General features: G+C 74.7%; 25 protein-coding genes, 1 tRNA gene and 1 pseudogene. 13 read left to right on the top strand and 14 right to left on the bottom strand.

What is annotated here, in order from left to right:
* Positions 1-6 precede the first annotated feature (6 nt).
* Complete coding sequence (locus ACZZ97_RS10305) at positions 7-1,698, bottom strand: glycosyltransferase family 39 protein (RefSeq protein WP_314103345.1); 1,692 nt, start codon at positions 1,696-1,698, stop codon at positions 7-9.
* Here ACZZ97_RS10305 and ACZZ97_RS10300 point away from each other — a divergent pair.
* Entirely contained in the window at positions 1,697-2,938 is a 1,242-nt protein-coding gene (locus ACZZ97_RS10300) for a ThiF family adenylyltransferase (RefSeq protein WP_463473081.1), read from the top strand. The two genes, ACZZ97_RS10305 and ACZZ97_RS10300, sit on opposite strands and share 2 nt — an antisense overlap.
* Before the next feature lie 168 nt (positions 2,939-3,106).
* On the opposite strand, the gene ACZZ97_RS10295 is transcribed toward ACZZ97_RS10300, so the two are convergent.
* The 7 genes from ACZZ97_RS10295 to ACZZ97_RS10265 form a co-directional block, all read right to left on the bottom strand.
* Positions 3,107-3,376 (bottom strand): MoaD/ThiS family protein, encoded by a 270-nt coding sequence (locus ACZZ97_RS10295; RefSeq protein ID WP_463473080.1) that lies wholly within the window; start codon positions 3,374-3,376, stop codon positions 3,107-3,109.
* Positions 3,377-3,378: 2 nt separating this feature from the next.
* Positions 3,379-4,491 (bottom strand): GTP 3',8-cyclase MoaA, encoded by a 1,113-nt coding sequence (gene moaA / locus ACZZ97_RS10290; protein ID WP_463473079.1) that lies wholly within the window; start codon positions 4,489-4,491, stop codon positions 3,379-3,381.
* 199 nt (positions 4,492-4,690) lie between these two features.
* Positions 4,691-5,932: a sulfate/molybdate ABC transporter ATP-binding protein gene (locus tag ACZZ97_RS10285; RefSeq protein WP_463473078.1), complete on the bottom strand. Its 1,242-nt coding sequence runs from the start codon at positions 5,930-5,932 to the stop codon at positions 4,691-4,693.
* Entirely contained in the window at positions 5,908-6,708 is an 801-nt protein-coding gene (locus ACZZ97_RS10280) for an ABC transporter permease (protein WP_399540362.1), read from the bottom strand. The genes ACZZ97_RS10285 and ACZZ97_RS10280 overlap by 25 nt, the downstream gene beginning before the upstream one ends.
* Before the next feature lie 118 nt (positions 6,709-6,826).
* Entirely contained in the window at positions 6,827-7,690 is an 864-nt protein-coding gene (gene modA, locus ACZZ97_RS10275; protein ID WP_314102907.1) for a molybdate ABC transporter substrate-binding protein, read from the bottom strand.
* Positions 7,687-8,169 carry a TOBE domain-containing protein gene (locus ACZZ97_RS10270; RefSeq protein ID WP_463473077.1) on the bottom strand — a complete coding sequence of 161 codons (483 nt, stop codon included), beginning with the start codon at positions 8,167-8,169 and terminating at the stop codon, positions 7,687-7,689. The genes modA and ACZZ97_RS10270 overlap by 4 nt, the downstream gene beginning before the upstream one ends.
* A 37-nt stretch (positions 8,170-8,206) precedes the next feature.
* Entirely contained in the window at positions 8,207-9,661 is a 1,455-nt protein-coding gene (locus tag ACZZ97_RS10265; protein WP_463473076.1) for a glycosyltransferase 87 family protein, read from the bottom strand.
* Positions 9,662-9,730: 69 nt separating this feature from the next.
* On the opposite strand from ACZZ97_RS10265, the gene ACZZ97_RS10260 reads away from it, so the two are divergent.
* Together ACZZ97_RS10260 and ACZZ97_RS10255 are read left to right on the top strand one after the other, a co-directional pair.
* Positions 9,731-11,071, top strand: coding sequence for a molybdopterin-dependent oxidoreductase (locus tag ACZZ97_RS10260; RefSeq protein WP_314102912.1), 1,341 nt, complete (start codon positions 9,731-9,733; stop codon positions 11,069-11,071).
* On the top strand, positions 11,071-11,583 hold the full coding sequence (locus ACZZ97_RS10255) for a hypothetical protein (RefSeq protein ID WP_463473075.1): 513 nt from the start codon (positions 11,071-11,073) through the stop codon (positions 11,581-11,583). The genes ACZZ97_RS10260 and ACZZ97_RS10255 overlap by 1 nt, the downstream gene beginning before the upstream one ends.
* 150 nt (positions 11,584-11,733) lie before the next feature.
* Here ACZZ97_RS10255 and ACZZ97_RS10250 read toward each other — a convergent pair whose 3' ends face one another.
* The 5 genes from ACZZ97_RS10250 to ACZZ97_RS10230 all read right to left on the bottom strand — a co-directional run bounded on the left by ACZZ97_RS10250 (position 11,734) and on the right by ACZZ97_RS10230 (position 16,001).
* Complete coding sequence (locus tag ACZZ97_RS10250) at positions 11,734-12,465, bottom strand: class I SAM-dependent methyltransferase (protein WP_314102921.1); 732 nt, start codon at positions 12,463-12,465, stop codon at positions 11,734-11,736.
* Between the two features lie 2 nt (positions 12,466-12,467).
* Positions 12,468-13,139, bottom strand: coding sequence for a TIGR04282 family arsenosugar biosynthesis glycosyltransferase (locus ACZZ97_RS10245; RefSeq protein ID WP_463473074.1), 672 nt, complete (start codon positions 13,137-13,139; stop codon positions 12,468-12,470).
* The gene (locus ACZZ97_RS10240) at positions 13,136-13,804 is read right to left on the bottom strand and encodes a glycosyltransferase family 2 protein (protein WP_123548036.1); all 669 of its coding nucleotides are present in this window, start codon (positions 13,802-13,804) and stop codon (positions 13,136-13,138) included. The genes ACZZ97_RS10245 and ACZZ97_RS10240 overlap by 4 nt, the downstream gene beginning before the upstream one ends.
* A gap of 185 nt (positions 13,805-13,989) precedes the next feature.
* Complete coding sequence (locus tag ACZZ97_RS10235; RefSeq protein WP_463473792.1) at positions 13,990-15,045, bottom strand: NAD-dependent epimerase/dehydratase family protein; 1,056 nt, start codon at positions 15,043-15,045, stop codon at positions 13,990-13,992.
* Between the two features lie 68 nt (positions 15,046-15,113).
* Entirely contained in the window at positions 15,114-16,001 is an 888-nt protein-coding gene (locus tag ACZZ97_RS10230) for an MTAP family purine nucleoside phosphorylase (protein ID WP_463473073.1), read from the bottom strand.
* 38 nt (positions 16,002-16,039) lie between these two features.
* Here ACZZ97_RS10230 and ACZZ97_RS10225 point away from each other — a divergent pair, with 38 nt between their 5' ends.
* The 6 genes and pseudogenes from ACZZ97_RS10225 (at position 16,040) to ACZZ97_RS10200 (ending at position 20,769) form a co-directional block, all read left to right on the top strand.
* Positions 16,040-17,290: a molybdopterin molybdotransferase MoeA gene (locus ACZZ97_RS10225; RefSeq protein ID WP_463473072.1), complete on the top strand. Its 1,251-nt coding sequence runs from the start codon at positions 16,040-16,042 to the stop codon at positions 17,288-17,290.
* Positions 17,283-17,813, top strand: coding sequence for a cyclic pyranopterin monophosphate synthase MoaC (gene moaC / locus ACZZ97_RS10220; protein WP_463473071.1), 531 nt, complete (start codon positions 17,283-17,285; stop codon positions 17,811-17,813). The genes ACZZ97_RS10225 and moaC overlap by 8 nt, the downstream gene beginning before the upstream one ends.
* Positions 17,810-18,337: a MogA/MoaB family molybdenum cofactor biosynthesis protein gene (locus tag ACZZ97_RS10215; RefSeq protein WP_463473070.1), complete on the top strand. Its 528-nt coding sequence runs from the start codon at positions 17,810-17,812 to the stop codon at positions 18,335-18,337. The genes moaC and ACZZ97_RS10215 overlap by 4 nt, the downstream gene beginning before the upstream one ends.
* Positions 18,330-18,890 carry a molybdenum cofactor biosynthesis protein MoaE gene (locus ACZZ97_RS10210; RefSeq protein ID WP_314101941.1) on the top strand — a complete coding sequence of 187 codons (561 nt, stop codon included), beginning with the start codon at positions 18,330-18,332 and terminating at the stop codon, positions 18,888-18,890. Before ACZZ97_RS10215 ends, ACZZ97_RS10210 begins: the two co-directional genes overlap by 8 nt.
* 64 nt (positions 18,891-18,954) lie before the next feature.
* Positions 18,955-19,423, top strand: a pseudogene (locus ACZZ97_RS10205) (ATP-binding cassette domain-containing protein); the annotation flags it as partial.
* 227 nt (positions 19,424-19,650) lie between these two features.
* Positions 19,651-20,769: an ABC-F family ATP-binding cassette domain-containing protein gene (locus ACZZ97_RS10200; RefSeq protein ID WP_463473791.1), complete on the top strand. Its 1,119-nt coding sequence runs from the start codon at positions 19,651-19,653 to the stop codon at positions 20,767-20,769.
* A gap of 204 nt (positions 20,770-20,973) precedes the next feature.
* On the opposite strand, the gene ACZZ97_RS10195 is transcribed toward ACZZ97_RS10200, so the two are convergent.
* On the bottom strand, positions 20,974-21,573 hold the full coding sequence (locus ACZZ97_RS10195) for a MarR family winged helix-turn-helix transcriptional regulator (RefSeq protein WP_314101945.1): 600 nt from the start codon (positions 21,571-21,573) through the stop codon (positions 20,974-20,976).
* 143 nt (positions 21,574-21,716) lie between these two features.
* Here ACZZ97_RS10195 and ACZZ97_RS10190 point away from each other — a divergent pair, with 143 nt between their 5' ends.
* The 4 genes from ACZZ97_RS10190 to glmU all read left to right on the top strand — a co-directional run bounded on the left by ACZZ97_RS10190 (position 21,717) and on the right by glmU (position 24,104).
* A complete protein-coding gene (locus tag ACZZ97_RS10190) occupies positions 21,717-21,866 on the top strand; it encodes a hypothetical protein (protein WP_463473069.1) in 150 nt (49 codons plus the stop codon).
* A gap of 28 nt (positions 21,867-21,894) precedes the next feature.
* Positions 21,895-21,966: transfer RNA gene (locus ACZZ97_RS10185), tRNA-Gln, on the top strand.
* An 82-nt stretch (positions 21,967-22,048) separates the two neighbouring features.
* Complete coding sequence (locus ACZZ97_RS10180) at positions 22,049-22,543, top strand: hypothetical protein (RefSeq protein ID WP_463473068.1); 495 nt, start codon at positions 22,049-22,051, stop codon at positions 22,541-22,543.
* A 127-nt stretch (positions 22,544-22,670) separates the two neighbouring features.
* On the top strand, positions 22,671-24,104 hold the full coding sequence (gene glmU, locus ACZZ97_RS10175) for a bifunctional UDP-N-acetylglucosamine diphosphorylase/glucosamine-1-phosphate N-acetyltransferase GlmU (protein ID WP_463473067.1): 1,434 nt from the start codon (positions 22,671-22,673) through the stop codon (positions 24,102-24,104).
* Positions 24,105-24,122 lie beyond the last annotated feature (18 nt).

Raw genomic sequence — 24,122 nt, 5'->3', positions numbered from 1 at the left:
CTCGGCTCAGCGTGTGAACTTGAGCACGTTGGTGCGGGTGAGGCCCCACTCCTGGTCGAGCGTGAAGCCGACCGAGCCGAGCTGTTCGGTGACGCGGGGCCGCCAGTCCTGCTTGTCGCTCGTGATGAGCCAGACGACGTCGAGGTCGTCGGTGCGGTCGAGCACGTCCCCGAGCGGGTACTGGGTCTCCCAGAGGCCGTCGGTCTCGTAGCCGGGCGTCTCGAGCGTGAAGTCGGACATGCCGCGGAAGGCCTCGGGGTAGGTGTCCTGGATGATGCGCGACGTCGCCTTGGGATGGCGTCGGACGGGGCCGAAGACGACCCCCTCGCGGGTGCCGGGGGCCTCGGTCGCCCGCTCGCCGGCGACGAGGTCGGCGACCTGGTCCCAGGCGGACGAGTCCTTCGCCTCGGGCTGTCGCTGTTCGACGTACGTGGGTGAGGTCAGCACGACGGCGACGAGCAGCACCAGCGCGATCACGCGACGCCACGGGATCGCCGCGACCGCGACGGCCATCGTCATCGCGATGGCGGGCGTGCCGAAGGTCAGGTAGCGCGGCGAGTAGAGCGGGTCGACGACGAGCGAGACGCCCACGAGGCCGACGGTCGGCACGACCATCCACGGCAGCACGACCTCGGCGAAGCCGCGGGCGGCGGGCACGAGGCGGAGCGACAGCACGACGAGCGTCGCGCCGGCGCAGACGAGCGCGAAGACCGCGAAGTTCTCGTTGCCCTGGAACCACTGCGTCACGAGCACGCCGCGGAGCGTGCTGAAGCTCGGCCGTTCGATCCAGCTGACCTGGCTGTTCTGCGAGGCGATGAACCAGGCCAGCGGCAGGCTCGCGAGGCCGGCGACCCCGGCCCCGGCGAACCAGCCGAGCAGCGCCCGGCGCGACGACCGCACGGAGGTGGCGCCCGAGGCGGGCACGACGGCCACGGCGCCCGTGCGTGCCCACTCGTCGACGGCCGCGCGCTCGGCGGCGTGGTCGCGCCGGTCGCGCAGCACGCGGACGAGCATGGTCAGGGCGTGCCCCACGACGAGCAGTGCGATGTAGAGGAAGAAGGCGCAGGCCACGACGGCGAGCACGGCGTAGCCGACCCACCAGAGCGTGATCGAGCGGCGGGTGCGGGCGTGGCCGTCCTCGGCGGTGCGCCGGGCGGCCACGACGAGCACGAGCGTGAGCGCGACGGCGAAGAGGGCCGAGAGGGCGTACGAGCGGCCCTCGCCGCCCATCCAGGTCACGCGCGGCAGCAGCACGAAGAGCAGGCCCGCGACGACGGCGGTGCGCCGGTTCACGAGGATGCGGGTCAACGACACCGTGAGGCCTGCCGCGACGCCGGTGGCGAGGGCGCTCGGCACCCGCAGCGACGTGGGCGAGTACGGGAACACGTCGAACCAGAGGTGCATGAACGCGTAGTAGGCGGCGTGCACGAGGTCGACGGTGTGGATCATGGCCCAGAGCTGACCCCAGGTGCGGGTGGCCGAGACGACCGTCGCGGCCTCGTCGTACCAGACCGACGGCACCCACAGGAAGGCGCCGGAGACCAGCGTCGCGAGCACGCCGACCAGCACCGCGTCGGTGTGGCGACGGCCCAGGAGGCGCGCGGGCGACGAGCGCGTCGGCGGCTGCTCGGGCTCCGCGTCGCGGGCTACTGTGGGCGGGGTCGTGTCGTCCGCGGCCGTTCTCCGGAGGTCTGCCATGTCGTCACTGCCCCCTCTCGTGTCGGTCGCGTCGGGCTCGTCGGGGCCGGTGGCCGGGGACGAGACCGACGAGCGCTGGTCGCGCACCGTGCGGCTGCCGGGCTTCGGCCTCGAGGCCCAGGCCCGACTGCGCGCGGCTCGCGTGCTGGTCGTCGGCGCCGGCGGTCTGGGATCTCCGGCTGTCCAATATCTCGCAGCCTCGGGTGTGGGGACGCTGGGAGTGGTCGACGACGACGTCGTCGACCGGTCGAACCTACAGCGTCAGGTGCTCTTCGGACCTGGGGACGTGGGCCTGCCGAAGGCGCGGATCGCCGCCGAGCGCGTGCGGGCGACCGCCCCCGACACGCACGTCGTCGTGCACCCCGTCCGGCTCTCGGCCGACACCGCCGCGATCCTCGACGGGTACGACGTCGTCGTCGACGGCAGCGACTCGTTCGACACCTGCTACGTCGTCGCCGACGAGGCCGCGGCCAGGGGACTACCCGTCGTCTGGGGCAGCGTCGCCCGGCTCGACGGCCAGGTCAGCGTCTTCTGGGACGCCGCGCCCGACGGTCGCGACGTCGACTACCGAGACCTGCACCCGTCGCCTCCGGCTGGCGGCTGGGACGAGTCCTGCGCCGACGTCGGGGTGCTCGGGCCGCTCTGCGGCACCGTCGGCTCGGTCATGGCCAGCGAGGTCGTCAAGCTCGTCACGGGCGTCGGCGAGCCCCTGCTCGGTCGGGTCGTGACGATCGACGCGGGCTCCGCCTCGTGGCGCGAGAGCCGCCTCCGACGCGCTCCGCACCGGGCCCGAGAGCGGGCGGCGGCGAACGAGGCGCGGACGGCCGGGGCCTCGGGGGCGTCGCACGGCGGACACGAGGAGGCGCGGGCCGGCTCGCCGACACCGGTCGCCGACCAGCCCCGCGGCACCCGCAGCCCCGACGTGTCCGCCGACGAGCTCGCCGAGCTGCTCGCCGCACGGGACGCGGGCGAGGCGGCGTTCACCCTGCTCGACGTGCGCGAGCCCGACGAGCACGACTTCGCGCACCTCCCGGGCGACGTGCTGGCCGCCGGCCTCGGCGTCCGCACCCGTCAGAGGCCCGAGCTCGACCCGGAGCTCCCCGTCATCGCCTACTGCGCCCGTGGCCCGCGCGCCCGGGCGGCCGCCGAGCTGCTCGTCGCCGACGGGTTCGACGTGGCCGTGCTCGACGGGGGCATGCTCGGCTGGCAGCTGCGCGCCTCCTCGGCCGCCCGCCCCTGACGAGCGCACCCAGCCCGGCCTCGTCCTGCCCCGCCAGGGTCTCGACCGTAATTTGAGAGTGATCCGCGTCGCGCGAGTGCAGGAGCGGCGCAGAACAGGTCCCGGATCGCGGATCTGTCTCGCCTCGCGGGCCAGGCCGGGCTGCGTCGCCCAGCCGGCGTCCCGGGCTCAGCCGCCGGCGAAGGGCGGCATGACGTCGACCACGTCGCCGTCGGCCACGACCTGCTCGCGGTCGCGCGTGGTCAGCCCGTCGACGAGGAACGAGCAGCGCAGCAGCACCTCGCGCCAGTCGGCCGCCGACGTGCCCTCGACGGGCCGCACCTCGGTGAGCAGCCGCCCGATCGTCGCGCTCTCGCCGTCCGGAACGTCGACGACCTGCTCGTCGCGGCCGACGGCGGCGCGCGCGGCGGCGAAGAACCTCAGGGTCGTGCGGGTCACGGTCAGCCTCCGATGGCGCTCATGGTGCGGACGGGCTGGACGAAGTCGTCGCGGTCGATGCCGTGCGAGGCCGACTTCGCCCACATCGCGCCGCGCCAGAGGTCGGCGAGCTCGACGTCGCTCGCCCCGGACCGCAGCGGGTCGCGCAGGCCGGTCTCGGCGTCGCCGAACAGGCAGCTGCGCACGCCTCCCTCGGCGGTCAGGCGGGTGCGACGGCAGTCGCCGCAGAACGGCTCGCTGACCGACGCGATGATCCCGACGGTGCCGACGAGGTGCGCCTCGGTGCCGAGCCCGACCGCGTCGAACCGCTCCGCGGGCGCACCGTCGCGCGGAGCCGCGTGCGGGCTCAGCACGAAGCGCTCGGCGAGTCGGCCCCGGATGTCGTCGGCCGTCACGAAGGAGGCGCGGTGCCAGGTGCGGTCCGCGTCGAGGGGCATCTGCTCGATGAAGCGCAGCTCGTGCCCCCGGTCGAGCGACCAGGCCAGCAGGTCGGCGGCCTCGTGGTCGTTGACCCCGGGCAGCAGCACCGCGTTGATCTTGATCGGGGTGAGCCCGGCGGCCGCCGCGGCGTCGACGCCGGCGAGCACCTTGTCGAGGAACGGGCGGCGGGTCAGCGTCTCGAACGTCTCGGCGTGCAGCGAGTCGAGCGACACGTTGATGCGGTCGAGCCCGGCGTCGGCCAGGGCGCGGGCCCGCTGCGCGAGGCCGATGGCGTTGGTCGTCAGCGAGATGTCGGGTCGCGGCTCGAGGGCGGCGACCCGCCGCACGATGTCGACCAGATCGGCGCGCAGCAGCGGCTCCCCGCCGGTGAACCGCACCTGGCGGACGCCGAGGTCACGGACGCCGATGCTCACCAGCCGGACGATCTCGTCGGCGCTGAGGGCCTGGTCCGCGGGCAGCCAGGGCAGGCCGTCGGCCGGCATGCAGTAGGTGCAGCGGAGGTTGCAGCGGTCGGTCAGCGACACGCGCAGGTCGGTCGCCGTCCGGCCGAAGCGGTCGAGCAGGCCGGGGGCCGAGTCCGATCCGGGACGCGCGGGCAGCGCGGCGGCCGCGGCAGCCGTCTCGCCCGCGGCGAGGCGCCGGGGGATCGTGGGCAGACCGAGCGAGACCGTCATCCCCTGAGAGTAGGCGACGCCGCCGTGCGCCGCTGCAAGCCGCTGGCCGCGGACGCGCGCCGCAGGCCGCCGCCGCGCGTCGCGCCCCGCCGCGTCGTCGGTCGGCATGAACCGCGAACCGAACCATGAACTGCGGAACAACGCGGTTCATGGTTCGGTTCGCGGTTCATCACGGAGCCCGTCCCCGGCGCTCACGCGCTCACGCGATCGTGACGCGCCCCGGGTCGAGCAGCAGCCCGACCCGGTCGCCGCGTCGCAGCCGGGCGCCGTCGCCGGCCGCGAGGGGCAGCTCGGCGACGGCCGACAGCGACCCCTGGTCGGTGACGACGGTCACGGCCAGCCGCGAGAGGCGTTGCTCGACGCTCACGACGCGCGCCGGGATCGGGACGGGCGCCGCGCCTCCTGCAGGCTCGCCCGGTCCGTCGTCCCGGGCCCGGCCGGACCGCCCGGCCCGTCCGTCGTTCCCGGCGTGCTCGCCAGCTCCGTCGAGCCCCACCAGCGAGACCGCCTCGACAGGCAGCGACACCCGCGCGGGCCCGTGCGCGAGCGGCCGCGTCGACGACACGGTGAGTCCGCCCGGCAGCAGGGCGCGAGCTCCGTGGCCCGTCGCCGACGACTCCTCGGGAGTCCACACGGTCGCCCCCGTCAGCGACGCCACGTACGAGGTGTGCGGGTCGGTGAGCACCTCGGTCGGGGTCCCGCGCTGCACCACGACGCCTCCCTCGAGCACGACGACGCGGTCGGCGAGCGCGACGGCGTCCACGGGGTCGTGCGTGACGAGCAGCGTCGCGACCCGCACCTCCTGCAGCACGTCGGCGAGCGCCGTGCGCACGGCCGGGCGCTGCTCGGCGTCGAGGGCCGCGAGCGGCTCGTCGAGCAGCAGGAGGCGCGGGTCGGCCGCCAGCGCCCGCGCCACCGCCACGCGCTGCGACTGGCCGCCGGAGAGCTCCGAGGGCCGACGACCGGCGAGCGACGCGAGGCCGACCCTGCGGAGCTCGACATGGGCCAGCTCGCGGGCTGCGCGGGCGGGGACGCCGCGGCTGCGGGGACCGAAGGCGACGTTCTCGAGGGCGGTGAGGTGCGGGAACAGGCGGTGGTCCTGGAAGACGGTGCCGACGCGACGGTCGCGGGCGGGGACCCGGGCGACCGGCCCGTCGTCCGCACCTGGCCCGTCGTCCGTACCTGGCCCGTCCAGGCCGTACCCGTCCCGGCCGTGCCCGTCCAGGACGTGTCCGTCGACGACCACCCGCGACCCGTCGGCGGGCAGCAGCCCGGCCAGCGCCCCGAGCGCGGACGACTTGCCCGCGCCGTTCGGGCCGAGCAGGGCGACGACCTCGCCGGGGGCCACGTCGAGGTCGAGCTCGAGAGCGAACGAGCCGCGGGCCACCCGCAGCCGAGCGCTCAGCCCGCCCTCGCTCACCGCGCCCCCGTCGTCAGCCACCGGTCGCGCAGCAGCGACAGGACCCCGACCCCGACCGCCAGCAGCAGCAGCGAGATCGCGACGGCGCTCTCGGGGTCGCTCTGCTGGGCCAGGTAGACGCTCGTCGGGAGGGTCTGGGTGCGTCCGGGGAACGTCCCCGCGAAGGTGATGGTCGCCCCGAACTCACCGAGGGCCCGGGCGAAGCAGAGCACGGCTCCCGCCGTGACGCCGGGGGCGACCAGGGGCACCGTCACCCGCCGGAACGCGTACCAGCGCGACGCCCCGAGCGAGGCGGCCGCGTCGTCGAGCCCGCGGTCGACGCCGCGGAGCGCCCCCTCGACGCTGAGCACGAGGAACGGCATCGCGACGAACGTCTGCGCGATCACGACGGCGGCGAGCGTGAACGGGATCGTGATGCCGAGGGCGGCGTCGAGCGGGCGGCCGAGCAGGCCGTTGCGCCCGAGCAGGTAGAGCAGCGCGATGCCGCCGACGACCGGCGGCAGCACGAGCGGCACCGTGACTACTGCTCGCAGCAGCCGCCGCCAGACGACCGGCCACGCGTCGCTGGCCGTCAGCAGCCACGCCAACGGGACGCCCAGCAGCAGGCTGATCGCGGTCGCGAGCAGCGCGCTCGTGACCGACACCCGCAGGGCGTCGAGCACGCTCTCGCTCGCGAGCCGCTGGCCGAGGGTCGACCACGGGGCACGCACGAGCAGCGCCACGGCCGGCAGCACGAGCAGTGCCAGCCCGACGAGCGCCGGCACGAGCACGGCGACGGGGAGGCGCCGGTCACGCAGCGGGCCGCGGTCGAGCGGCCGACGCGGATCGCGGGGGAGACGCCGGTCTCGGGGGAGGCGCCGGTCGCGTCGACCGGTGCGGTCGCGCCGGTCGGGGAGCAGGTCCACGGCGACCGGGTCAGCCGACCCGGAAGCCGGCGTCGGCGAGCGCGTCCTGGCCGGTCGACGACAGCACGAAGGCGAGGAACGCCTCCGCGAGCCCGGGGTTCGGGGCGTCGGCGAGGCGGGCGGCCAGGTACGAGGTGGTCGGGGTCGACGCGTCGCCCACCTCGATCCCCTCGACCGAGTCGCCGGCCGCCGCGACGTCGGTCTCGTACACGAGCGCGGCGTCGACCTCGCCGAGCTCGACCTTCGTGAGGGCGCTCTTCACGTCGGGCTCGAGCGTCGCCGGCGTGACGCCGACGCCCTCGGCCTCGAGCACCGTCGCGGCGAGCGCGCCGCAGGGCACCTCGGCCGCGCACAGGGCGACCTCCACGTCGGGGGAGGAGAGGTCAGCCAGGGAGGTGACGTCGCCGGGGTTGCCGGCGGGCACGGCGATCTCGAGCGCGTTGCGCGCGAACGTGGCGGGCTCGCCCTCGGCGAGGCCCGCGTCGGTCACGATCTGCATGGTGGCGGCGCTGGCGCTGAAGAAGTCGTCGACCGGCGACCCGGCGACGATCTGCTGGGCGAGTGCCGAGCTGCCGCCGTAGCTGATCGTGACGGTGCTGCCGGGGTTCGCGGCCTCGAAGTCGGCGGCGAGGGCGTCGAAGGTCTCCGTCAGGGAGGCGGCGGCCAGCACCGTGATCTCGCCGGTCGCCGCAGCGGGGCTCGCGACGGGGGTGCCGGAGGCGGTCGGGTCGTCGGCCGCGCCCCCGGAGGAGCAGGCGCTCAGCACGAGCAGCGCGGCAGCGCCCGCGGCGAGGACGAGGGGCCGACGGGCGAAGGGCGTGCGGGCGAAGGGCGTGCGGGCCGAGGAGGCGCGGGTGCGGCGTGCAGGAGTCATCGAGCGGTCTCGCTCTCGGCCTCGGCCTCGGCCGGCGCGGTCGCCGTCTCGCCCAGCCGCCCGAGCGTCACGCTCACGTTCGTCGCCTTCGCGCTCGCGACCACGGGGCTGCCGACCTCGAGGCCCAGCTCGTCGGCCGCCTCCCTGCTGATCAGCGACACGACCCGGAACGGCCCGGCCTGGACGTCGACCTGCGCCATGACCGTGTCCCGGACGATCGCCGTGACGATCCCCGTGAACCGGTTGCGCTCGCTGACGACCGCGCCCGAGGCGTCGCCTCCCGCACCGCCGCGAGGAGGCGCGGCGTGCGCCGCCTGCTCGCTCGCGACGCGGGCCAGCTCCGAGCCGACGACCGCGAGGCGTCCGCCGGGGCCCGGCACGAGCTCGAGGCGTCCGGCCTCGGCCCAGCGGCGGACGGTGTCGTCCGAGACGCCGACCAGTGCGGCGGCCTCGCTGACGCGGTACAGGGTCTCCGGCATGCGTCGATCCTACCGGCTTCGTTCCGCTGCTGCGGCGTCAGTCGGAGATCGCCGCCGCACGTGAGCGTCCACGGCTGACGAGTCGTCGCAGTCGACGGGCGTCGGAGACGACGACGTCCCCCAGCCGCTCGGACCAGCCCGGCCCGGCTCGCCAGATCGACACGAGCAGGATGACGAGCACCGCCGTCGCCAGCGACGCCCGCTGCAGGGCCATGTACGGCTCGAGCTGCCGCACGAGCAGGGCGAGGGGGATCGCGAGCCACTCCCACCGGCCCGTCAGCGCGACGAACGGCACGAGCAGCAGGGCGTACCAGGGGTAGCGCGGGCTGACGGCCACGAGCACGACGCCGATCATCACGAGCTGGCCGAGCCAGGGCCTGTCGACCGGGGTCTTGACCCAGACGAGTGCGGCTGTGACGGCGAGCACCAGCGCGACGACGGGCGTCGTCCACGCGTCGGGCAGGAACGCCGACATGAAGACGAACCGGGAGCCGTCCTCGTAGCCCTCCTCCGTCAGGTACCCGGGCAGGTAGCCGAGCACCTGCCAGCCGGTCGTGGCGACGTAGGGGACGTAGAGCAGCGCGAACGTGACGATCGAGGCGACGACGACCTTCGCCGGCTGACGACGCAGCAGGGCGGGAGCGGCGATCGCCGGGATGAGCTTGGTCGCGACGGCGGCGCCGAGCGCGATGCCGCCCCGCCAGCGACGGCCGGTCGCGACGAGCAACGTGGCCGCGACGACGAGCACGGCCCCCAGCAGGTCGACGTGCGAGTTGGTGATCCCCTCGCCGACGACGAGCGGGCACCAGCCCCAGAGAGCGGCCCAGCGCGGGTCGAGGCCGCGGCGGCGGAGTGTGACGACGAGCGCGACGGTCGTGCCGAACACGAGCAGCGCGCCGGTGAGCTGGAGGGGGAAGAAGCCGACCTCGGGGCCCACGAGGGCCCGCACGCCGGCGAAGTACAGCTCCGCCGCGGGCGGGTAGATCGTCGGGACCTCCGGCCGGTTGATCGCCGTGCAGACGACGTCGCCCGTCTCGGTGTCGTAGGCGCGGTGGATCTGCCGGTCGGGCTGGCTGCACCGCTCGCCGATCGTGCCGTCGTCCCGGGTGAAGGGCGCCGACTCCGGGAAGATCCAGGCGGGGCGCAGGTCGCGCAGCTCGCCCGAGTCGGGGGTGTGCGCGTAGGGCGAGACGCCGTTCACCTGGACGATGCCGTCCCAGGCGTAGCGCGCGGGGTCGGTGCTGGTGTTCGGGTCGCCGGTCAGGGCCGCGCCGCCGACGAGGGCCGTGCCCGCGAGCACGAGGGCCGTGACCGCCCGGGCGGGCACCCGGCGCAGCAGCAGCAGGGCCACGACGAAGAAGGCCCAGCACACCGCGGTCCACACGACGTAGGAGGCGCGGAGCTCCTCTCGCAGGAATCCCAGCTCGAGAACGCCCCACGCCACGGACGCCGCCAATCCGGTGACGGCGACGGCCGCGAATAGAGTACGCACCTGTCCAGTCTGGTCGACGACCGCCTGGGAACCAGGACCACGCACCACATATGTGAAATGATGGCCGACATGAGACAGTTGTTGCTGACGCTCCGCACGGCCGCCTCGTCGCCGAGCCGCAACGCCCGCTCGGCGACCGTCCTCGGCCGGCTGCTCGGCGCGGCGTTCCTGATCTGCCTGCTCACCGGCCTCTACAGCCACTTCCTGCAAGAACCGGCCTCCTGGATGCGGTTCCCCACCTCGCCCGTCTGGCTCTACCAGGTGACGCAGGGCATCCACATCACGGCCGGCATCGCCTCGATCCCCCTGCTGCTCGGCAAGCTGCACGCGGTGTTCCCGCAGCTGTTCCAGCACCCTCCGGTGCGGCACCCGGTGCAGGTGCTCGAGCGCGCCTCCATCGCCCTGTTCATCTCGACGTCGGTGCTGCAGCTCGTCACGGGCCTGCTCAACACGTACCAGTGGTACCCGTGGCCGTTCCCGTTCAAGCAGGTCCACTTCGCCCTGTCGTTCGTGATCATCGGCTCGCTCGCCGTCCACATCGCCGTCAAGCTCCCGCTGATCACCCGGTACTGGCGGGCCCGCGACAGCTACGACGCCGACGGTCGGTTCGTCGAGCCCTCCGGCGAGCTCGACCCCGCGCGGGCCGAGCACGAGGCCGTGCGCGAGCTCGCCCGCATGCGCCGCGACGACGCTCCGACCTCGACCTCACAGCTCACCGGGGGCGAGCCCTCGGCCCCGCAGCCCCGCGGGCTGGTCGGCCGCGTGACCCGCTGGATCGACGACGCCCGCGAGCCCGAGCGCGACCCGGCCCGCAGCCGCGTGTCGCGCCGAGGCTTCTTCGGCGCGATCGGCGCCTCGACCGTCGGCGTCGTCGCGTTGACCGCCGGCCAGTCCTTCACCCCGTTCGAGCCGCTCAACGCCTTCGGTCCCCGGCAGCGCGGCATCGGCCCGAACGACCTGCCGGTGAACCGGACCGCCTCGGCAGCCAAGGTGCTCGAGACGGCGATGGACCCCGACTGGACCCTCACGATCGCCCACGGCGAGCGGACGATGGCCTTCACGGCCTCGGACCTGGAGGCGATGGCCCAAGGCGACGAGCACCTCCCGATCTCGTGCGTCGAGGGCTGGAGCCAGACCGCCCGCTGGCGCGGCCCGCGCCTCGTCGAGCTGATGGCGCTCGTGGGGGCGCCGTCCGACAGATCGCTGCGCGTCACGAGCCTCGAGGAGAAGGGCGGCTACCGCGTCATGCTCATGGGCCCTGAGTACGCGAACGACCCCACCACGCTCGTCGCCCTCGAGGTGAACGGCGGTCGGCTCGACATCGAGCACGGCTACCCCGCGCGGATGATCGCCCCCGGGCGTCCCGGCGTCCTGCAGACCAAGTGGCTCAGCCTGATCGAGGTGATCTGATGACGCGCTCGTCGGCCGTCCCCGCCGTTCCCTCCTCCTCTGCCTCCGGGTCCGGCGCCACCGGGCGCGGCGTCCACGTCGCCCGTGCCGTGCTCGTCGTCGTCGGCATCGCCCTCATCGGCCTCGGCGGGTGGGTGCTCACCGAGACCGTGTCGCCGACACGCTACGGCGGGTTGCTCGTGTGGCTGATCGGCGCCGTGATCGCCCACGACGCGATCATCGCCCCTGTCGTCGCCGGGATCGCCCTGCTCGTCGGGCGGACGGGTCGACGCATCAGCCCCGCGGTGCTCGCGATCGTGCAGGTCGGGATCGTCCTCGGGGTCGTGCTGACGCTGGTCGTCGTGCCCGAGATCATCGCCAAGGCACGGGGGCCGAAGAACGACACCGTGCTGCCGTTCGACTACGGCGTGCGGCTGGGCGTGGCGTGGCTGGTCGTCGTCGTGCTCACGGCGCTCGCCGTGGTCGCGTGGACCGTGCTGGCCCGCCGCCGCGAGGCGCGGCGCGCGGCCTGACCCGCACGGCCTGACCCGCACGGCCTGGTGCTCCCGAGCGGTCTCGGTCTCGATCTCGATCTCGATCTCGATCTCGGCTGAGGGGACGCCGAAGAGACGAACCGACGTGATGTCCCGCGTCGGTTCGTCGCCTCCGCGACGGTTCCCGGCCTAGGAGGCGCGGACGAGCCGGCAGAACGTGCGACGACCGACCGACCAGGTCTGCGACACGCGCAGGCCCGCGGCGGCGGCGTGCCGACCGAGTGCTTCGCGGCCGACCTCGGCCCAGGGGAACGTGGCGCTCGCGCGGCCCTGCTCGTCGACGACCTGGGCGTCGTAGGCGACGTCGGCCGCCGGGTCGGCCGCGGTCTCGACGACCACGGACCCCGTGGGGGCGACGACCGAGGAGGCGCGGGCCACCAGGGCGGTCGGGTCGCCGCCGATCCCGATGTTGCCGTCGAGCAGCAGGGCGACGTCCCACGTCCCCTCGCCCGGCAGGGCGTCGAAGACCGAGCCCGCCACGACGGGGAGCCCGGCGTCGACGGCCATGGCGACGGCGGTGACGGAGACGTCGACGCCGAGGGCGCCGAGCCCGCGGTCGACGGCGGCGCGCACCATCCGGGCGGGGCCGCAGCCGATGTCGAGCACGGACGACGCGTCGAGGATCGTGCTCAGGTCGGCGGCGTCGGCCCCGCGACTCCAGCGGGCGACGTCGAACGCGTCGAGATCGGCGCCGTCGGCGGGCGCGTCGAGACCCGCGCCGCGGCCGGTGTCGACGGAGCGCGAGCCCTGCCGGGCGGTGCCCGGGGAGCGGACGAGCTGGAGTCGCCCCTCGCGGCGGAGGGCGCGCGCGTACGGCTCCGCGCCTCCGGAGCCGAAGGTGGGCTGGGGGTCGGCGGTCATGGTCACGAGAGGGTCTCCTCGGGGGTGGGCCGGGAGGCGTCGGGACCGCCTGCGGTGATGGGGTCGAGTCGGCGCAGGGCCTGCGCGAAGAGGGTGTCGGGGCCGGCGGCGGCGGCGAGCCGCGCGTCGTCGATCGTGTCGACGTCGACGAGCTCGGGCAGCGTGCGGACGCGGAGCCCGGCCTCGGCGAGCCGGCGCCGCTGGTGGGCCCCGGTGTCGTCCTGCGACATCGGGACGCCGCGGAGCAGGTCTCCGGTGGGCCGCTCGAGGCCGAGCGCCCAGAAGCCGCCGTCGTTCGCCGGGCCGAACCAGGCGTCGACGTCGTCGGCCGGCTCGTCGAAGGCGGGGGCGAGGTCCGCCACCGTGAGCTGCGGGGTGTCCATGCCGACGAGCACGGTGCGGCCGTCGACCTCGTCGAAGAGGGCTCCGAGCCGTGCGTCGAGGCCGCCGCCGATCTGGTGGATCACATCGAAGTCTTCGGAGCCGGGGGGCGTTCGGTTGCCGTCGAAGAGCAGGACGCGTCGGCTCGCGGGCAGCCGGCGCACCACGGCGAGGGTGTCCTGGATCGCAGCGGCCGCCACCTCGGCGGCCTGCTCGAGGGTCAGGGGAGGGTGCAGGCGCGTCTTGACCTTGCCCGGCAGCGTCTCCTTGCAGATCACCACGACGGTCGTCATCGGCCTGCCTCCCTGAGGAGCCGCGACATGTCCTCGACGGCCCGGGCGGTGCCGCGGATCGTGCCGGTCACCTTGCTGCGGCCGACGCGCGGCGAGTACGGCACGTCGAGCTCGTGGATGCGCCAGCCCGCCTCGGAGGCGCGCAGCACCATCTCGAGCGGGTAGCCGCTCCGGCGGTCGAGCAGGCCGAGGCCGAGCAGCCCCTCTCGGCTGGCGACGCGCATCGGGCCGAGGTCGTGCAGGGCGACGCCGGAGGCGCGGCGCATCAGGTGCGCGAGCACCCGGTTCGCGACGCGGGCGTGGAACGGCCAGGCGCCGCGCGTCGTCGGCCGTCGGCGACCGAGCACGAGCTCGGCCTCGCCTGCCAGCACGGGGGCGGCGAGCGTCGGCAGGTCGGCGGGGTCCATCGACGCGTCGGCGTCGCAGAAGGCCACGAACGGTGCGGTGGCGGCCTCGAGACCGGCGTGGGCGGCTGCGCCGAAGCCGCGACGCGCCTCCTCGACGACCAGCGCACCGTGCTCGCGGGCGACGTCGGCCGAGCCGTCGGTGGAACCGTTGTCGACGACGATCGCTCGCCAGCCCTCGGGCAGGCGCCCGAGCACCCAGGGCAGCGCCCCTGCCTCGTCGAGACAGGGGAGCACGACGTCGACCTGGGGACTGCTCATCCTGGTGATATTACGGACGCCACCTTGGGAGGGGCCGTGCCCGCCCCGAAGGGGGGCGACCTTGTTCGGTCCGCCCGGCCTGCCTGAGCCGGGAACCCGGGCGGGTCCGTCGAGGACGGTCCGTGGCGACGGACCGTCGGCGACGAACTCGCCCGTGCCGCCCCTCTGGATCTGCAGGTGCGGCGTCAGCCGCGGACGGCCGCCCGCAGCGGGGCCGTCGCGAACTCGCGCATGCCCTCCTCGAACGAGACCGCCGGGCTCCAGCCGAGCTCGTCGCGGAGGCGTGCCGACGAGGCCGTGACGTGGCGCACGTCCCCCGCGCGGTACTGGCCGGTGACCACGGGAGCGGGCCCACCGGCCTCGCGGGCCAGCGCCTCCGCCATCTCGCCGATCGTGTGCACGGTGCCGCTGCCGACGTTGAACGCCCGGAACGAGTCGGGCTGCTGCGCGGCCGTCCAGTCGAGGGCCGCGAGGTTGGCCGAGGCGATGTCGCGCACGTGCACGAAGTCGCGCCTCTGGGCGCCGTCCTCGTAGACGCGGGGCGCCTCGCCGCGCTCGAGCGCGGAACGGAACAGCGACGCCACCCCGGCGTAGGGGGTGTTCTGCGGCATGCCCGGCCCGTAGACGTTGTGGTAGCGCAGGGCGGCGGCGCGGCCGTCGGTGCTGCGGGCCCACGAGGTCGACAGGTGCTCCTGCGTGAGCTTCGTGATCGCGTACACGTTGCGGGGGTCGAGCGGGGCGTCCTCCGCGATCAGCTGCGGCTCGAGGAGCTCGCCCTCGGCGTCGCGCGGGTCGAAGACGCCGGCGTCGAGGTCGGCGATGCGACGGGGGGCCGGCCGCTCGGTCTCGCCCGCGGTCGTGCGGTAGCTGCCCTCGCCGTAGACGACCATCGACGAGGCGACGACGAGCCGGTCGACGCCCGCCCGGTCCATCGCGGCGAGCAGCACGGCGGTGCCGTGCTCGTTGCTGTCGACGTAGTCCGGCGCGTCCTGGAAGTCGACGCCGAGGCCGACCTTGGCCGCCTGGTGGCAGACCGCGTCGACGCCCACGAGCGCCGCGTCGACGACCGCCGCGTCGCGCACGTCGCCGCGGACGAAGTCGACCCGCGGGTCGAGCGTCGGGGGGCCGCCGTGCACGTCGGGTCGCAGCGAGTCGAGCACTCGCACGGACCAGCCGCGGCCCAGCGCCTGCTCCACGACGGCCGAGCCGATGAAGCCGGCGCCGCCCGTCACGAGCAGCAGCCCGGGCGACGAGGAGGCGCTGGTCGCGTCGGCGGGAGCCGTCGCCCCGGAGGCGCCCGTCGTGTCGCTCACGACGTCGCCGACCGCACGGGGCGCGCGAGCACCGCTGCGGTCGCGGCCGCCGGGACGAGCTCGCGCGGCGCGTAGTCGGCCGGCAGCCCCGCGACGATCGCCTCGATGGCGGCCACGATGCGCGGCTGGGCCGCGGCGAGGCGGTCCATCACGAGCTGGTGGCTGACCGCGTCGTCGTCGGTGCCCTCCTGGCCCTCCTCGGGCGCGAGGCCGGCGTCGCTGTCGGTGACGAACGAGATGTTCACGGCGCCCATGCCGAGCTCGAGCGTGAGGGGCACCTCCGGGTACATCGTCATGTTGATCGTGTGCGCCCCGGCCGCGCGGAACCAGAGCGACTCGGCCCGGGTCGAGAAGCGCGGGCCCTGGATGACGACGCAGGTGCCGGTCGGGGCGAACGGCTCGCCCTGCGCCTCGAGGGCCGAGACGGCTGCGGCCCGCAGCACCGGGTCGAACGGGTCGGCGGCGACGAGGTGCTGCACCCCGCCCTCGACGTCGAAGAAGGTGTCGGGGCGGCCCCACGTGCGGTCGATGAACTGGTCGGTGACGACCATGGTGCCCGGCGGGTACTCGGGGCTCACCCCGCCGACGGCGGACGACGAGACGACCGCCTTCGCGCCGAGCGAGGCGAGGGCCCAGACGTTCGCGCGGAAGTCGATGCGGTGCGGCGGCACGGAGTGGCCCTTGCCGTGCCGGGTGAGGAACGCGACGGTCTTGCCGCCCATCTCGCCGATCGTCACCTCGCTCGACGTCGGCCCGTAGGGCGTCTCGACGACGTGGCTCGTCGCCGTGCCGGGCGCGAAGAGCGAGTACAGGCCGGAGCCACCGATGACGGCGACGTCGACGCGGGGGAGGCCGGGGGACGAGGAGGAGGAGGTGTCGGTCACGATCGCTACGCTATCGACGACCGCCGTGAGAGGAACCCGTGCGCACAGTCGAGCAGCACCAGGTAGGCGTCCGGGCGCTGGTGGAGGAGGCGTTGGCGCGGCGTCCTGTGGAGGCCCTCCTCGTCGACCCCGTCCGCATCGCGGCCGAGCCCGACCGGCACCGCCGCCGGGTCCTCGCGGCCGACGTCGTCGCCCCGCTCGACCTGCCCCCCTTCGCCAACTCGCAGATGGACGGCTACGTCCTCGCCGCCCCCGACGCCGCCCGCTCGGGCGACCTCGACCTGGTGGTCGTCGACCCGATCCCGGCCGGCCGCACCGGTCCGGTCCTCCGCCCCGGCACCGCCGCGCCGATCATGACCGGCGCCGCCGTCCCCGAGGGCGCCGTCGCGGTCGTCCCGATCGAGCGGGCCGACCCGCCCGCGTTCCCGGCAGCCGGGAGCACCGCCCGTGTCGGCCTCCGGGGTCCCGTGGCCGAGGGGACCTTCGTCCGCGCCGCCGGCAGCGACGTCTCCGCCGGCAGCGTCCTGCTGCGGGCGGGCACGGTGCTGACCCCGGCGCGCTGGGGGGTGCTGGCCGCCTCCGGGCTGGTGACCGTCGAGGTCGTCCGCCGCCCGCGCCTCCTGCTGGTCTCGACCGGCGAAGAACTGAGCGCGCCCGGTGCCGCGCTCGCCCCCGGCACGATCCACGACGCCAACGGCGCGGGCCTCGCCGCGGCCCTCGTCGACGTCGGCGCCGAGGTCGTCGTCGAGCGCGTCTCCGACGACGCGGACGCCCTGCTCGCCGTGGTGGCCCGGCACGCCGCGTCCGTCGACCTCGTGCTCACGACCGGGGGCGTCAGCGCCGGCGCCTACGAGGTGGTCCGCGACGCCTTCGAGCCGGCCGGCGTCGTGTTCGGGCACGTGGCGATGCAGCCCGGCGGCCCGCAGGGCTGGGGCACGCTCGCCCTCGGCGACCACGACCTGCCCGTCGTCTGCTTCCCGGGGAACCCGGTCAGCGCGCTCGTCTCGTTCGAGGCGTTCCTCCGGCCGGTGCTGCACGACGCGACCGGCGTCGGCCCGGCCCGGCTGCACCGCAGGGCGCCGATGGGGGAGGCCGCCGACTCGCCCGTCGGCAAGCACCAGCTGAGGCGCGGACGGCTCGACGTCGACGGCAGGGTCGTGCTGGTCGGCGGGCCGAGCTCGCACCTCCTCGCCGCGCACGCCGAGGCGACCGTGCTCGTGCACGTCCCGGTCGGCGTCGACCGGCTCGACGAGGGCGACGAGGTCGTAGTCTGGATGCTCGATGAGTGACGACGCGCACGGCGACCCGCCCGCGTCGACCGGGCAGCAGCCGGTCGGCGATCTCACCCACGTCCGCCCCGACGGATCGGCCCACATGGTCGACGTCACGGGCAAGGCCGAGAGCAGCCGCGAGGCCGCCGCGCAGGCCGTGCTGACGACCCGGCCCGACGTCGTCGCCCGCCTGGTCGACGGCACGCTGCCCAAGGGCGAGGCGCTCGGCACCGCGCGCATCGCCGGCATCATGGCCGCGAAGCAGACCCCCGCCCTCATCCCGCTCTGCCACCCCCTGCCGCTCGGCGCGATCACGGTCGACTTCGAGACCGACACCGGGGCCGAGGAGGCGTCGGTGACGGTCGTCGCCCGCGTCCGGACCCGAGGCGTCACGGGCGTCGAGATGGAGGCGCTGACCGCGGCGACCGTCGCGGCCCTCACCCTCTTCGACATGATCAAGGCCGTCGACCACCTCGCCGTGATCGGCGACGTCAAGGTTCTCGAGAAGAGCGGCGGCAAGAGCGGGGCCTGGTCTCGATGACGCCGTCGCCCGCCGTCGAGCCGTCCGCCGCCGACGCGCCTGCCGACGCCCCGCGTCGCGCCGTCGTGGTCGTCGCCTCCACCCGAGCCGCCGCCGGGACGTCGCCCGACCTCACCGGCCCGGTGATCCGCGACTGGTTCGCCGCTCGCGGCTGGCTCGCCGGCGAGCCGGTCGTCGTCGCCGACGGCGCCCCCGTGGGCGAGGCGCTCGCCGCGGCCCTGGCGCAGCGCGTCGACGTCGTGCTCACCACCGGCGGCACGGGCCTCACGCCCACCGACCGGACCCCCGAGCAGACCGCTCCGCTGCTCGACCGCGAGATCCCCGGCATCGCCGAGGAGCTGAGGAGGCACGGCACGGCCGCCACCCCCACGGCCCTGCTCTCGAGGGGGCTGGCCGGCGTCGCCGGCCGCACGGTCGTCGTCAACCTGCCCGGCTCCCGCGGGGGAGTGCGCGACGGCCTCGCCGTCCTCGACCCCCTGATCGACCACCTGCTCGACCAGCTCTCCGGAGGCGCTCATGACTGACTCCCTCGACAGCGCACGACCCGTCGAGGGCCCTGCCCTCAGCGCCGCGGGAGAAGAGGCAGCCGCCGACGCCGTCCTCGAGGCCGAGGGAGGGGACCCCGACGCGGTGGCGACCCCGACCGGCCCCAGCGGGCGGGTGCTGCTCGCCGAGGTGGTCGAGACGGTGCTGTCGGCAGCGGAGTGCTCCGTGATCGTGGCGAGCCGCGCCTCCGGGGCGATCGTCACGTTCGAGGGCGTCGTCCGAGACCATGACGGCGGCCGCGACGTGGCCGCTCTGCACTACGAGCAGCACCCGTCGGCGGGCGACGTCATGGGCGCCGTCGCCGAGCAGATCGCGGCGGAGCACCCCGCGGTCACGGTCGCGGTGCAGCACCGCGTCGGCGACCTCGAGATCGGCGACGTGGCGCTCGCCTGCGCCGTCGCCTCGCCTCACCGCGCCGAGGCCTTCGCCGCCTGCTCGGCGCTCGTCGACCTCGTCAAGGAGCGCCTGCCGATCTGGAAGCGCCAGGCGTTCACGGACGGCCCCGACGAGTGGACGGCGTCGCTGGGCTGAGCGCAGCCGGGCGGCGCCGCGGACGCGGTCCGGCCGGTCAGCCGTCGTCGCCTACGCTCGTCGGGTGGCACACCTACTAGGCGCAGAGAACCTCAAGCTCGAATTCCCGACCAAGGTCGTCCTCGACGGGGTGACGCTCGGCATCGACGAGGGCTCCCGCATCGGCGTCGTCGGCCGCAACGGCGACGGCAAGTCGACGCTCATGTCCGTGCTGGCCGGCCGCCTCGAGCCCGACGACGGCCGGGTCACGACCCGCCGCGGCCTCACGATCGGCATGCTCGACCAGCGCGACGTGCTGCCCGACGACGACACGGTCGGCCGCATGATCGTCGGCGACCGCGACGAGCACGAGTGGGCGGGCGACGCCCGCATCCGCGACGTCATCTCGGGCCTCGCGACCGACATCCCGTGGGAGGCGCGGCTCGGCGACCTCTCGGGCGGCCAGCGTCGTCGGGTTGCCCTCGCGCGCCTCCTCGTCGGCGACTGGGACGTCCTGTTCCTCGACGAGCCCACCAACCACCTCGACGTCGAGGGCGTGGCCTGGCTGGCCGAGCACCTCCGTCGCCGCTGGTCGCCCTCGTCGGGGGCGCTCGTCGTCGTGACGCACGACAGGTGGTTCCTCGACGAGGTCTCGACCGACACGTGGGAGGTGCACGACGGCATCGTCGAGCCCTTCGAGGGCGGCTACGCGGCCTACGTGCTGCAGCGCGTCGAGCGTGACCGCTCGGCCGCGGCGTCCGAGTCGAAGCGCCAGAACCTGATGCGCAAAGAGCTGGCGTGGCTTCGTCGTGGTGCGCCCGCCCGCTCGACCAAGCCCAAGTTCCGCATCGACGCGGCGAACGAGCTGATCGCCGACGAGCCGCCCGCCCGCAACGCCGTCGAGCTGTCGCAGATGGCGACCGCCCGGCTCGGCAAGGACGTCGTCGACCTCGTCGAGGTCGGCGTCTCGTTCGGCGACAAGCGGGTGCTGCACGGCGTCGAGTGGCGCATCGCCCCCGGCGAGCGCACCGGCGTGCTGGGCGTCAACGGGGCCGGCAAGTCGACGCTCCTCAAGGTCGTCACGGGCGAGGTGCAGCCGACGGAGGGGCGGGTCAAGCAGGGCAAGACGGTCAAGTTCGCGATCCTCGACCAGCAGCTCGCCGACCTGCACGAGGTGGCGAACGAGAAGGTGAACGACCTGATCGGCCGGCAGCGCACCTCCTACGTCACGGCCGGCAAGGAGATGACGCCCGGGCAGCTGCTCGAGCGCCTGGGCTTCACCAGCGCGCAGCTGCAGACGCCGATCAAGGACCTGTCGGGCGGGCAGAAGCGCCGTCTGCAGTTCCTGCTGATCCTGCTCAACGAGCCGAACGTGCTCATCCTCGACGAGCCCACGAACGACCTCGACACCGACATGCTCGCCGCGATGGAGGACCTGCTCGACGGCTGGCCCGGCACCCTGCTCGTCGTCTCGCACGACCGGTACCTGCTCGAGCGCGTCACCGACCAGCAGTACGCGGTGCTCGACGGGCAGTTCCGGCACCTGCCCGGCGGCGTCGACCAGTACCTCGCCCTGCGCAAGCAGGCCACGGACACCCAGGGCGGCGCGACCGACCGTCCGACCGCCGTCCAGGGCACGCAGTCGTCGGTCGCCGCCGCGGCCGCCGCGTTGGGGCTGTCGGGGGCCGAGAAGCGCAACGCCGAGAAGGAGCTGGGCTCGATCGACCGCAAGCTCGCCAAGTCGGCGACCGAGCGCAGCGGCCTGCTCGAGCAGTTCGCGGGCTTCGACCAGTCCGACTTCGACGGCCTCGCGGCGCTGCAGGCGAAGCTCACCGCGCTCGACCACAAGACGGCCGAGCTCGAGGTGCGCTGGCTCGAGCTCAGCGAGCTGCTCGCGTAGGGGCTCCCTGGCGCCGCGGCGGCGCGGGGCTCGCCGAGTGGTCGGTCCCGGTCTCTCGCGAGGCCCGGAGCGACAGTGATCGACCACTCGCCGAGCCTGCTCGGATCAGCCGGGCCGCTCGGGTGCGTCGGGTAAGCCGGGTCCGCCGGGTCGGCCGGGTCGCTCGGGTCGGCCGGGTCGCTCGGGTCGGCCGGGTCGGCCGGGTCAGTCGCCGAGCGTCAGGCTGAGACGCCGCAGCAGGTCGCCGAGCCGCTGCTCGTCGACCGGGCCGAGGTCGGCGAGGAGGCGGCGCTCAGCAGCGAGGAGACGCTCGATCGCCGCGTCGACCGCGTCGCCCCCTGCCCGGGTCAGCCGTGCCCGGACGCCACGACCGTCGTTCGGGTCGGTGCGTCGCTCGACGAGGCCGCGCGCGACGAGCCGGTCGATGCGGTTCGTCATGGCGCCGCTCGAGACGAGCGTCTGCTGCAGCAGGGCCTTCGGGCTGAGCTCGTAGGGGCCGCCGGCCCGGCGCAGCGCGGAGAGCACGTCGAACTCCCACTGCTCGAGGTCGCTGGCGACGAAAGCGTCGCGTCGGGCGCGGTCGAGGTGCTTCGCGAGGCGGCCGACGCGCGAGAGCACGTGCAGCGGGGCGAAGTCGAGGTCGGGACGCTCGTGCGACCATGCCGCGACGATCCGGTCGACCTCGTCGCGCGGCTCCGCACCGCCCTGCGGCCCGGCGCCGCCCTGCTGCTCTCGCTCGCGCTCGCGCTCGCGCTCGCCAGGTTCGCGCTGTTCGCGCTCGTCGTCCTGATCGGCCTCGGGCATCTGCTCATCATGGCAGCGCACCTCCTCCCGGACGTCGAGGGCGGGTCATCGCGGTCGAGGGCGGGTCCGCGTCGACCCGCCCTGGACGACGCTGGCCCGCCCTGGACGACGCTGACCCGCACTCGACGTGCAGAGGTGCGGCCATGGGCGACGGTGGCAGCGGCAGCGGCAGCGGCAGCGGCAGCGGCAGCAGCGGCAGCAGCGGCGGCAGCGGCGGCAGCGGCAGCAGCGGCAGCAACGGTGGCAGCAACGGCGGCAGCGGCAGCGGCAGCGACGGCCGAGGCGGCGTCTGACAGAATCGACCCTGCGCCCCGGGCGCGGTCCGCCATGGTGTAACGGCAGCACGACAGCCTTTGGAGCTGTTAGGTCCAGGTTCGAATCCTGGTGGCGGAGCCGATGAGTCGACGCGCCGGCGGAGGCGTGCGTCCGGCACCCGATCCGGTCCGGCGGCCCCGGCTCTCGATAGCCTGCGCCCATGTCGACCACCACGCTCTCCCCGCTCGCCCGTGCCGCCCTGCTCGGCGTCCTCACCGGCTCCCGCTCGGCGACGCCCCTCGCGGCGCTCGCCCTCAGCCGCGACAGCCGCACCCTCACCGGCAGCTGGCAGGAGTGGGCGGTGTTCCGCTCGTCGATCGGGCGTGCCGTGTTCGTGGCCGCCGGCGCGGGCGAGCTCGTCGGCGACAAGCTGCCCTCGACGCCCAGCCGCATCTCGGGCGGCGCGATCTTCGGTCGTGTCGCCGCCGGTGCCGTCGTCGGGTTCGCGATGGGGACCACCGACCTCCGCGCCGACCGAGGGGTGCACGGCGCCCTGCTCGGCGCCGCCGGGGCCGTCGTCGGCAGCTTCGCCGGCTACCTCGGTCGCAAGGCCCTCGTCGAGAGGACCGGCCTGCCCGACCTCGTCGTCGCCCTGCTGGAGGACACGATCGCGATCGGCGGCACCGCCGCCGTCGTGCGCGCCGCCCGCAGCTGAGGTCTCCCCTCCACAGCGCCCGACCCACCGCGCGCCGCGCCGGACACGCCAGGCCGACCTGCGCCTCCTGCGCCGCCCGTGGGAGGATCGCCGATGATCGCCGCACGACCCCACCTCTAGGAGCCCCATGCCCGAACGCAGCCTCGCCGTCGTCGTCCTCGCCGCAGGACAGGGCACGCGCATGAAGTCCTCGACGCCGAAGGTGCTGCACCGGCTGGCCGGCCTGCCGCTGATCCAGCACGTGCTCGAGACCGCGGGGGCTCTGCAGCCCGAGCACCTCGTGGCCGTCGTGCGGCACGAGCGTGACCTCGTCGTGACGAGCATCGTCGAGACGACGCCCGGCGCCGTCATCGTCGACCAGGACGACGTGCCCGGCACCGGCCGTGCCGTCGAGCAGGCCGTCGAGGCGCTGCCCGCCGACTTCGAGGGCGACGTCGTCGTCGTCAGCGCCGACGTGCCGTTCCTCGACCACGCCACGCTGGGCGCGCTCCTCGAGCAGCACCGCGCGGAGGCGGCGGCCGCGACGCTGCTGTCGGCGGTCCTCCCGGACGCCCACGGCTACGGCCGCGTGGTCCGGCGCTCGTCCGGAGACGTCGACCGCATCGTCGAGCACAAGGACGCCAGCGAGGAGGAGCGGCAGCTGCGCGAGATCAACTCCGGCACCTATGCCTTCACCGTCGCGGCCCTGCGCACGCACCTGCCCCGCGTCGGCTCGGCCAACGCGCAGAACGAGAAGTACGTGACCGACGTGGTCGGGCTGCTGACGGCGGCCGGCGAGCGCGTCTCGGCGCGTGCGGTCGACGAGACCTGGCGCCTCGAGGGCATCAACGACCGCGTGCAGCTCGCCGCCGCGGCCCGCCGCCTGAACGACCGCATCGTCGAGCACTGGCAGCGCGAGGGCGTCAGCATCGTCGACCCGCAGACCACCTGGATCGACCGCGACGTCGCCCTCAGCGCCGACGTCGAGCTGCTGCCCGGCACGCAGCTGAAGGGCGCCACCTACGTCGCGGCGGGGGCCGTCGTCGGTCCCGACACGACGCTCGTCGACACCGAGGTCGGCGAGGGCGCGGTCGTGAAGCGCACCGACGCGACCCTCGCCGTGATCGGGGCCCGCGCCTCCGTGGGGCCCTTCTCGTACCTGCGTCCGGGCACCGTGCTCGGCGAGGGCGGCAAGATCGGCACCTTCGTCGAGACCAAGAACGCCGAGATCGGCGCAGGCTCGAAGGTGCCGCACCTCAGCTACATCGGCGACACCGAGGTCGGCACCGACAGCAACATCGGCGCCGGCACCATCACGGCCAACTACGACGGGGTGCACAAGCACCGCACCGAGGTCGGGTCGAACGTGCGCACCGGGTCGCACAACGTGTTCGTCGCCCCCGTTAGGATTGGCGACGGAGCGTACTCAGGCGCAGGGACGGTCGTCCGCAAGGACGTGCCGGCCGGCGCGCTGGCGTTGAGCATCGCCCCACAGCGCAATGCGAGCGGATGGGTCGAGGCGAACCGCCCCGGCTCCGCGGCGGCCGAGGCCGCCGCCCGCGCCGAACGAACGACCGACTGACCCCTGTCGGGTTGGCCC

It is taken from the genome of Frigoribacterium sp. AC512 (assembly GCF_979258295.1).
This window is presented reverse-complemented; position numbering and strand designations above follow the sequence as displayed.

What these genes read in the sequence shown, in the direction of transcription:
- ACZZ97_RS10300 (WP_463473081.1), top strand. Translation starts at nt 1,697, where the DNA reads ATGTCGTCACTGCCCCCTCTCGTGTCGGTCGCGTCGGGCTCGTCGGGG.
- ACZZ97_RS10305 (WP_314103345.1), bottom strand. Translation starts at nt 1,698, where the DNA reads ATGGCAGACCTCCGGAGAACGGCCGCGGACGACACGACCCCGCCCACA.
- moaA (WP_463473079.1), bottom strand. Translation starts at nt 4,491, where the DNA reads ATGACGGTCTCGCTCGGTCTGCCCACGATCCCCCGGCGCCTCGCCGCG.
- modA (WP_314102907.1), bottom strand. Translation starts at nt 7,690, where the DNA reads ATGACTCCTGCACGCCGCACCCGCGCCTCCTCGGCCCGCACGCCCTTC.
- ACZZ97_RS10270 (WP_463473077.1), bottom strand. Translation starts at nt 8,169, where the DNA reads ATGCCGGAGACCCTGTACCGCGTCAGCGAGGCCGCCGCACTGGTCGGC.
- ACZZ97_RS10260 (WP_314102912.1), top strand. Translation starts at nt 9,731, where the DNA reads ATGAGACAGTTGTTGCTGACGCTCCGCACGGCCGCCTCGTCGCCGAGC.
- ACZZ97_RS10255 (WP_463473075.1), top strand. Translation starts at nt 11,071, where the DNA reads ATGACGCGCTCGTCGGCCGTCCCCGCCGTTCCCTCCTCCTCTGCCTCC.
- ACZZ97_RS10250 (WP_314102921.1), bottom strand. Translation starts at nt 12,465, where the DNA reads ATGACCGCCGACCCCCAGCCCACCTTCGGCTCCGGAGGCGCGGAGCCG.
- ACZZ97_RS10245 (WP_463473074.1), bottom strand. Translation starts at nt 13,139, where the DNA reads ATGACGACCGTCGTGGTGATCTGCAAGGAGACGCTGCCGGGCAAGGTC.
- ACZZ97_RS10240 (WP_123548036.1), bottom strand. Translation starts at nt 13,804, where the DNA reads ATGAGCAGTCCCCAGGTCGACGTCGTGCTCCCCTGTCTCGACGAGGCA.
- moaC (WP_463473071.1), top strand. Translation starts at nt 17,283, where the DNA reads ATGAGTGACGACGCGCACGGCGACCCGCCCGCGTCGACCGGGCAGCAG.
- ACZZ97_RS10215 (WP_463473070.1), top strand. Translation starts at nt 17,810, where the DNA reads ATGACGCCGTCGCCCGCCGTCGAGCCGTCCGCCGCCGACGCGCCTGCC.
- ACZZ97_RS10210 (WP_314101941.1), top strand. Translation starts at nt 18,330, where the DNA reads ATGACTGACTCCCTCGACAGCGCACGACCCGTCGAGGGCCCTGCCCTC.
- ACZZ97_RS10200 (WP_463473791.1), top strand. Translation starts at nt 19,651, where the DNA reads ATGCGCAAAGAGCTGGCGTGGCTTCGTCGTGGTGCGCCCGCCCGCTCG.
- ACZZ97_RS10195 (WP_314101945.1), bottom strand. Translation starts at nt 21,573, where the DNA reads ATGCCCGAGGCCGATCAGGACGACGAGCGCGAACAGCGCGAACCTGGC.
- ACZZ97_RS10190 (WP_463473069.1), top strand. Translation starts at nt 21,717, where the DNA reads ATGGGCGACGGTGGCAGCGGCAGCGGCAGCGGCAGCGGCAGCGGCAGC.
- ACZZ97_RS10180 (WP_463473068.1), top strand. Translation starts at nt 22,049, where the DNA reads ATGTCGACCACCACGCTCTCCCCGCTCGCCCGTGCCGCCCTGCTCGGC.
- glmU (WP_463473067.1), top strand. Translation starts at nt 22,671, where the DNA reads ATGCCCGAACGCAGCCTCGCCGTCGTCGTCCTCGCCGCAGGACAGGGC.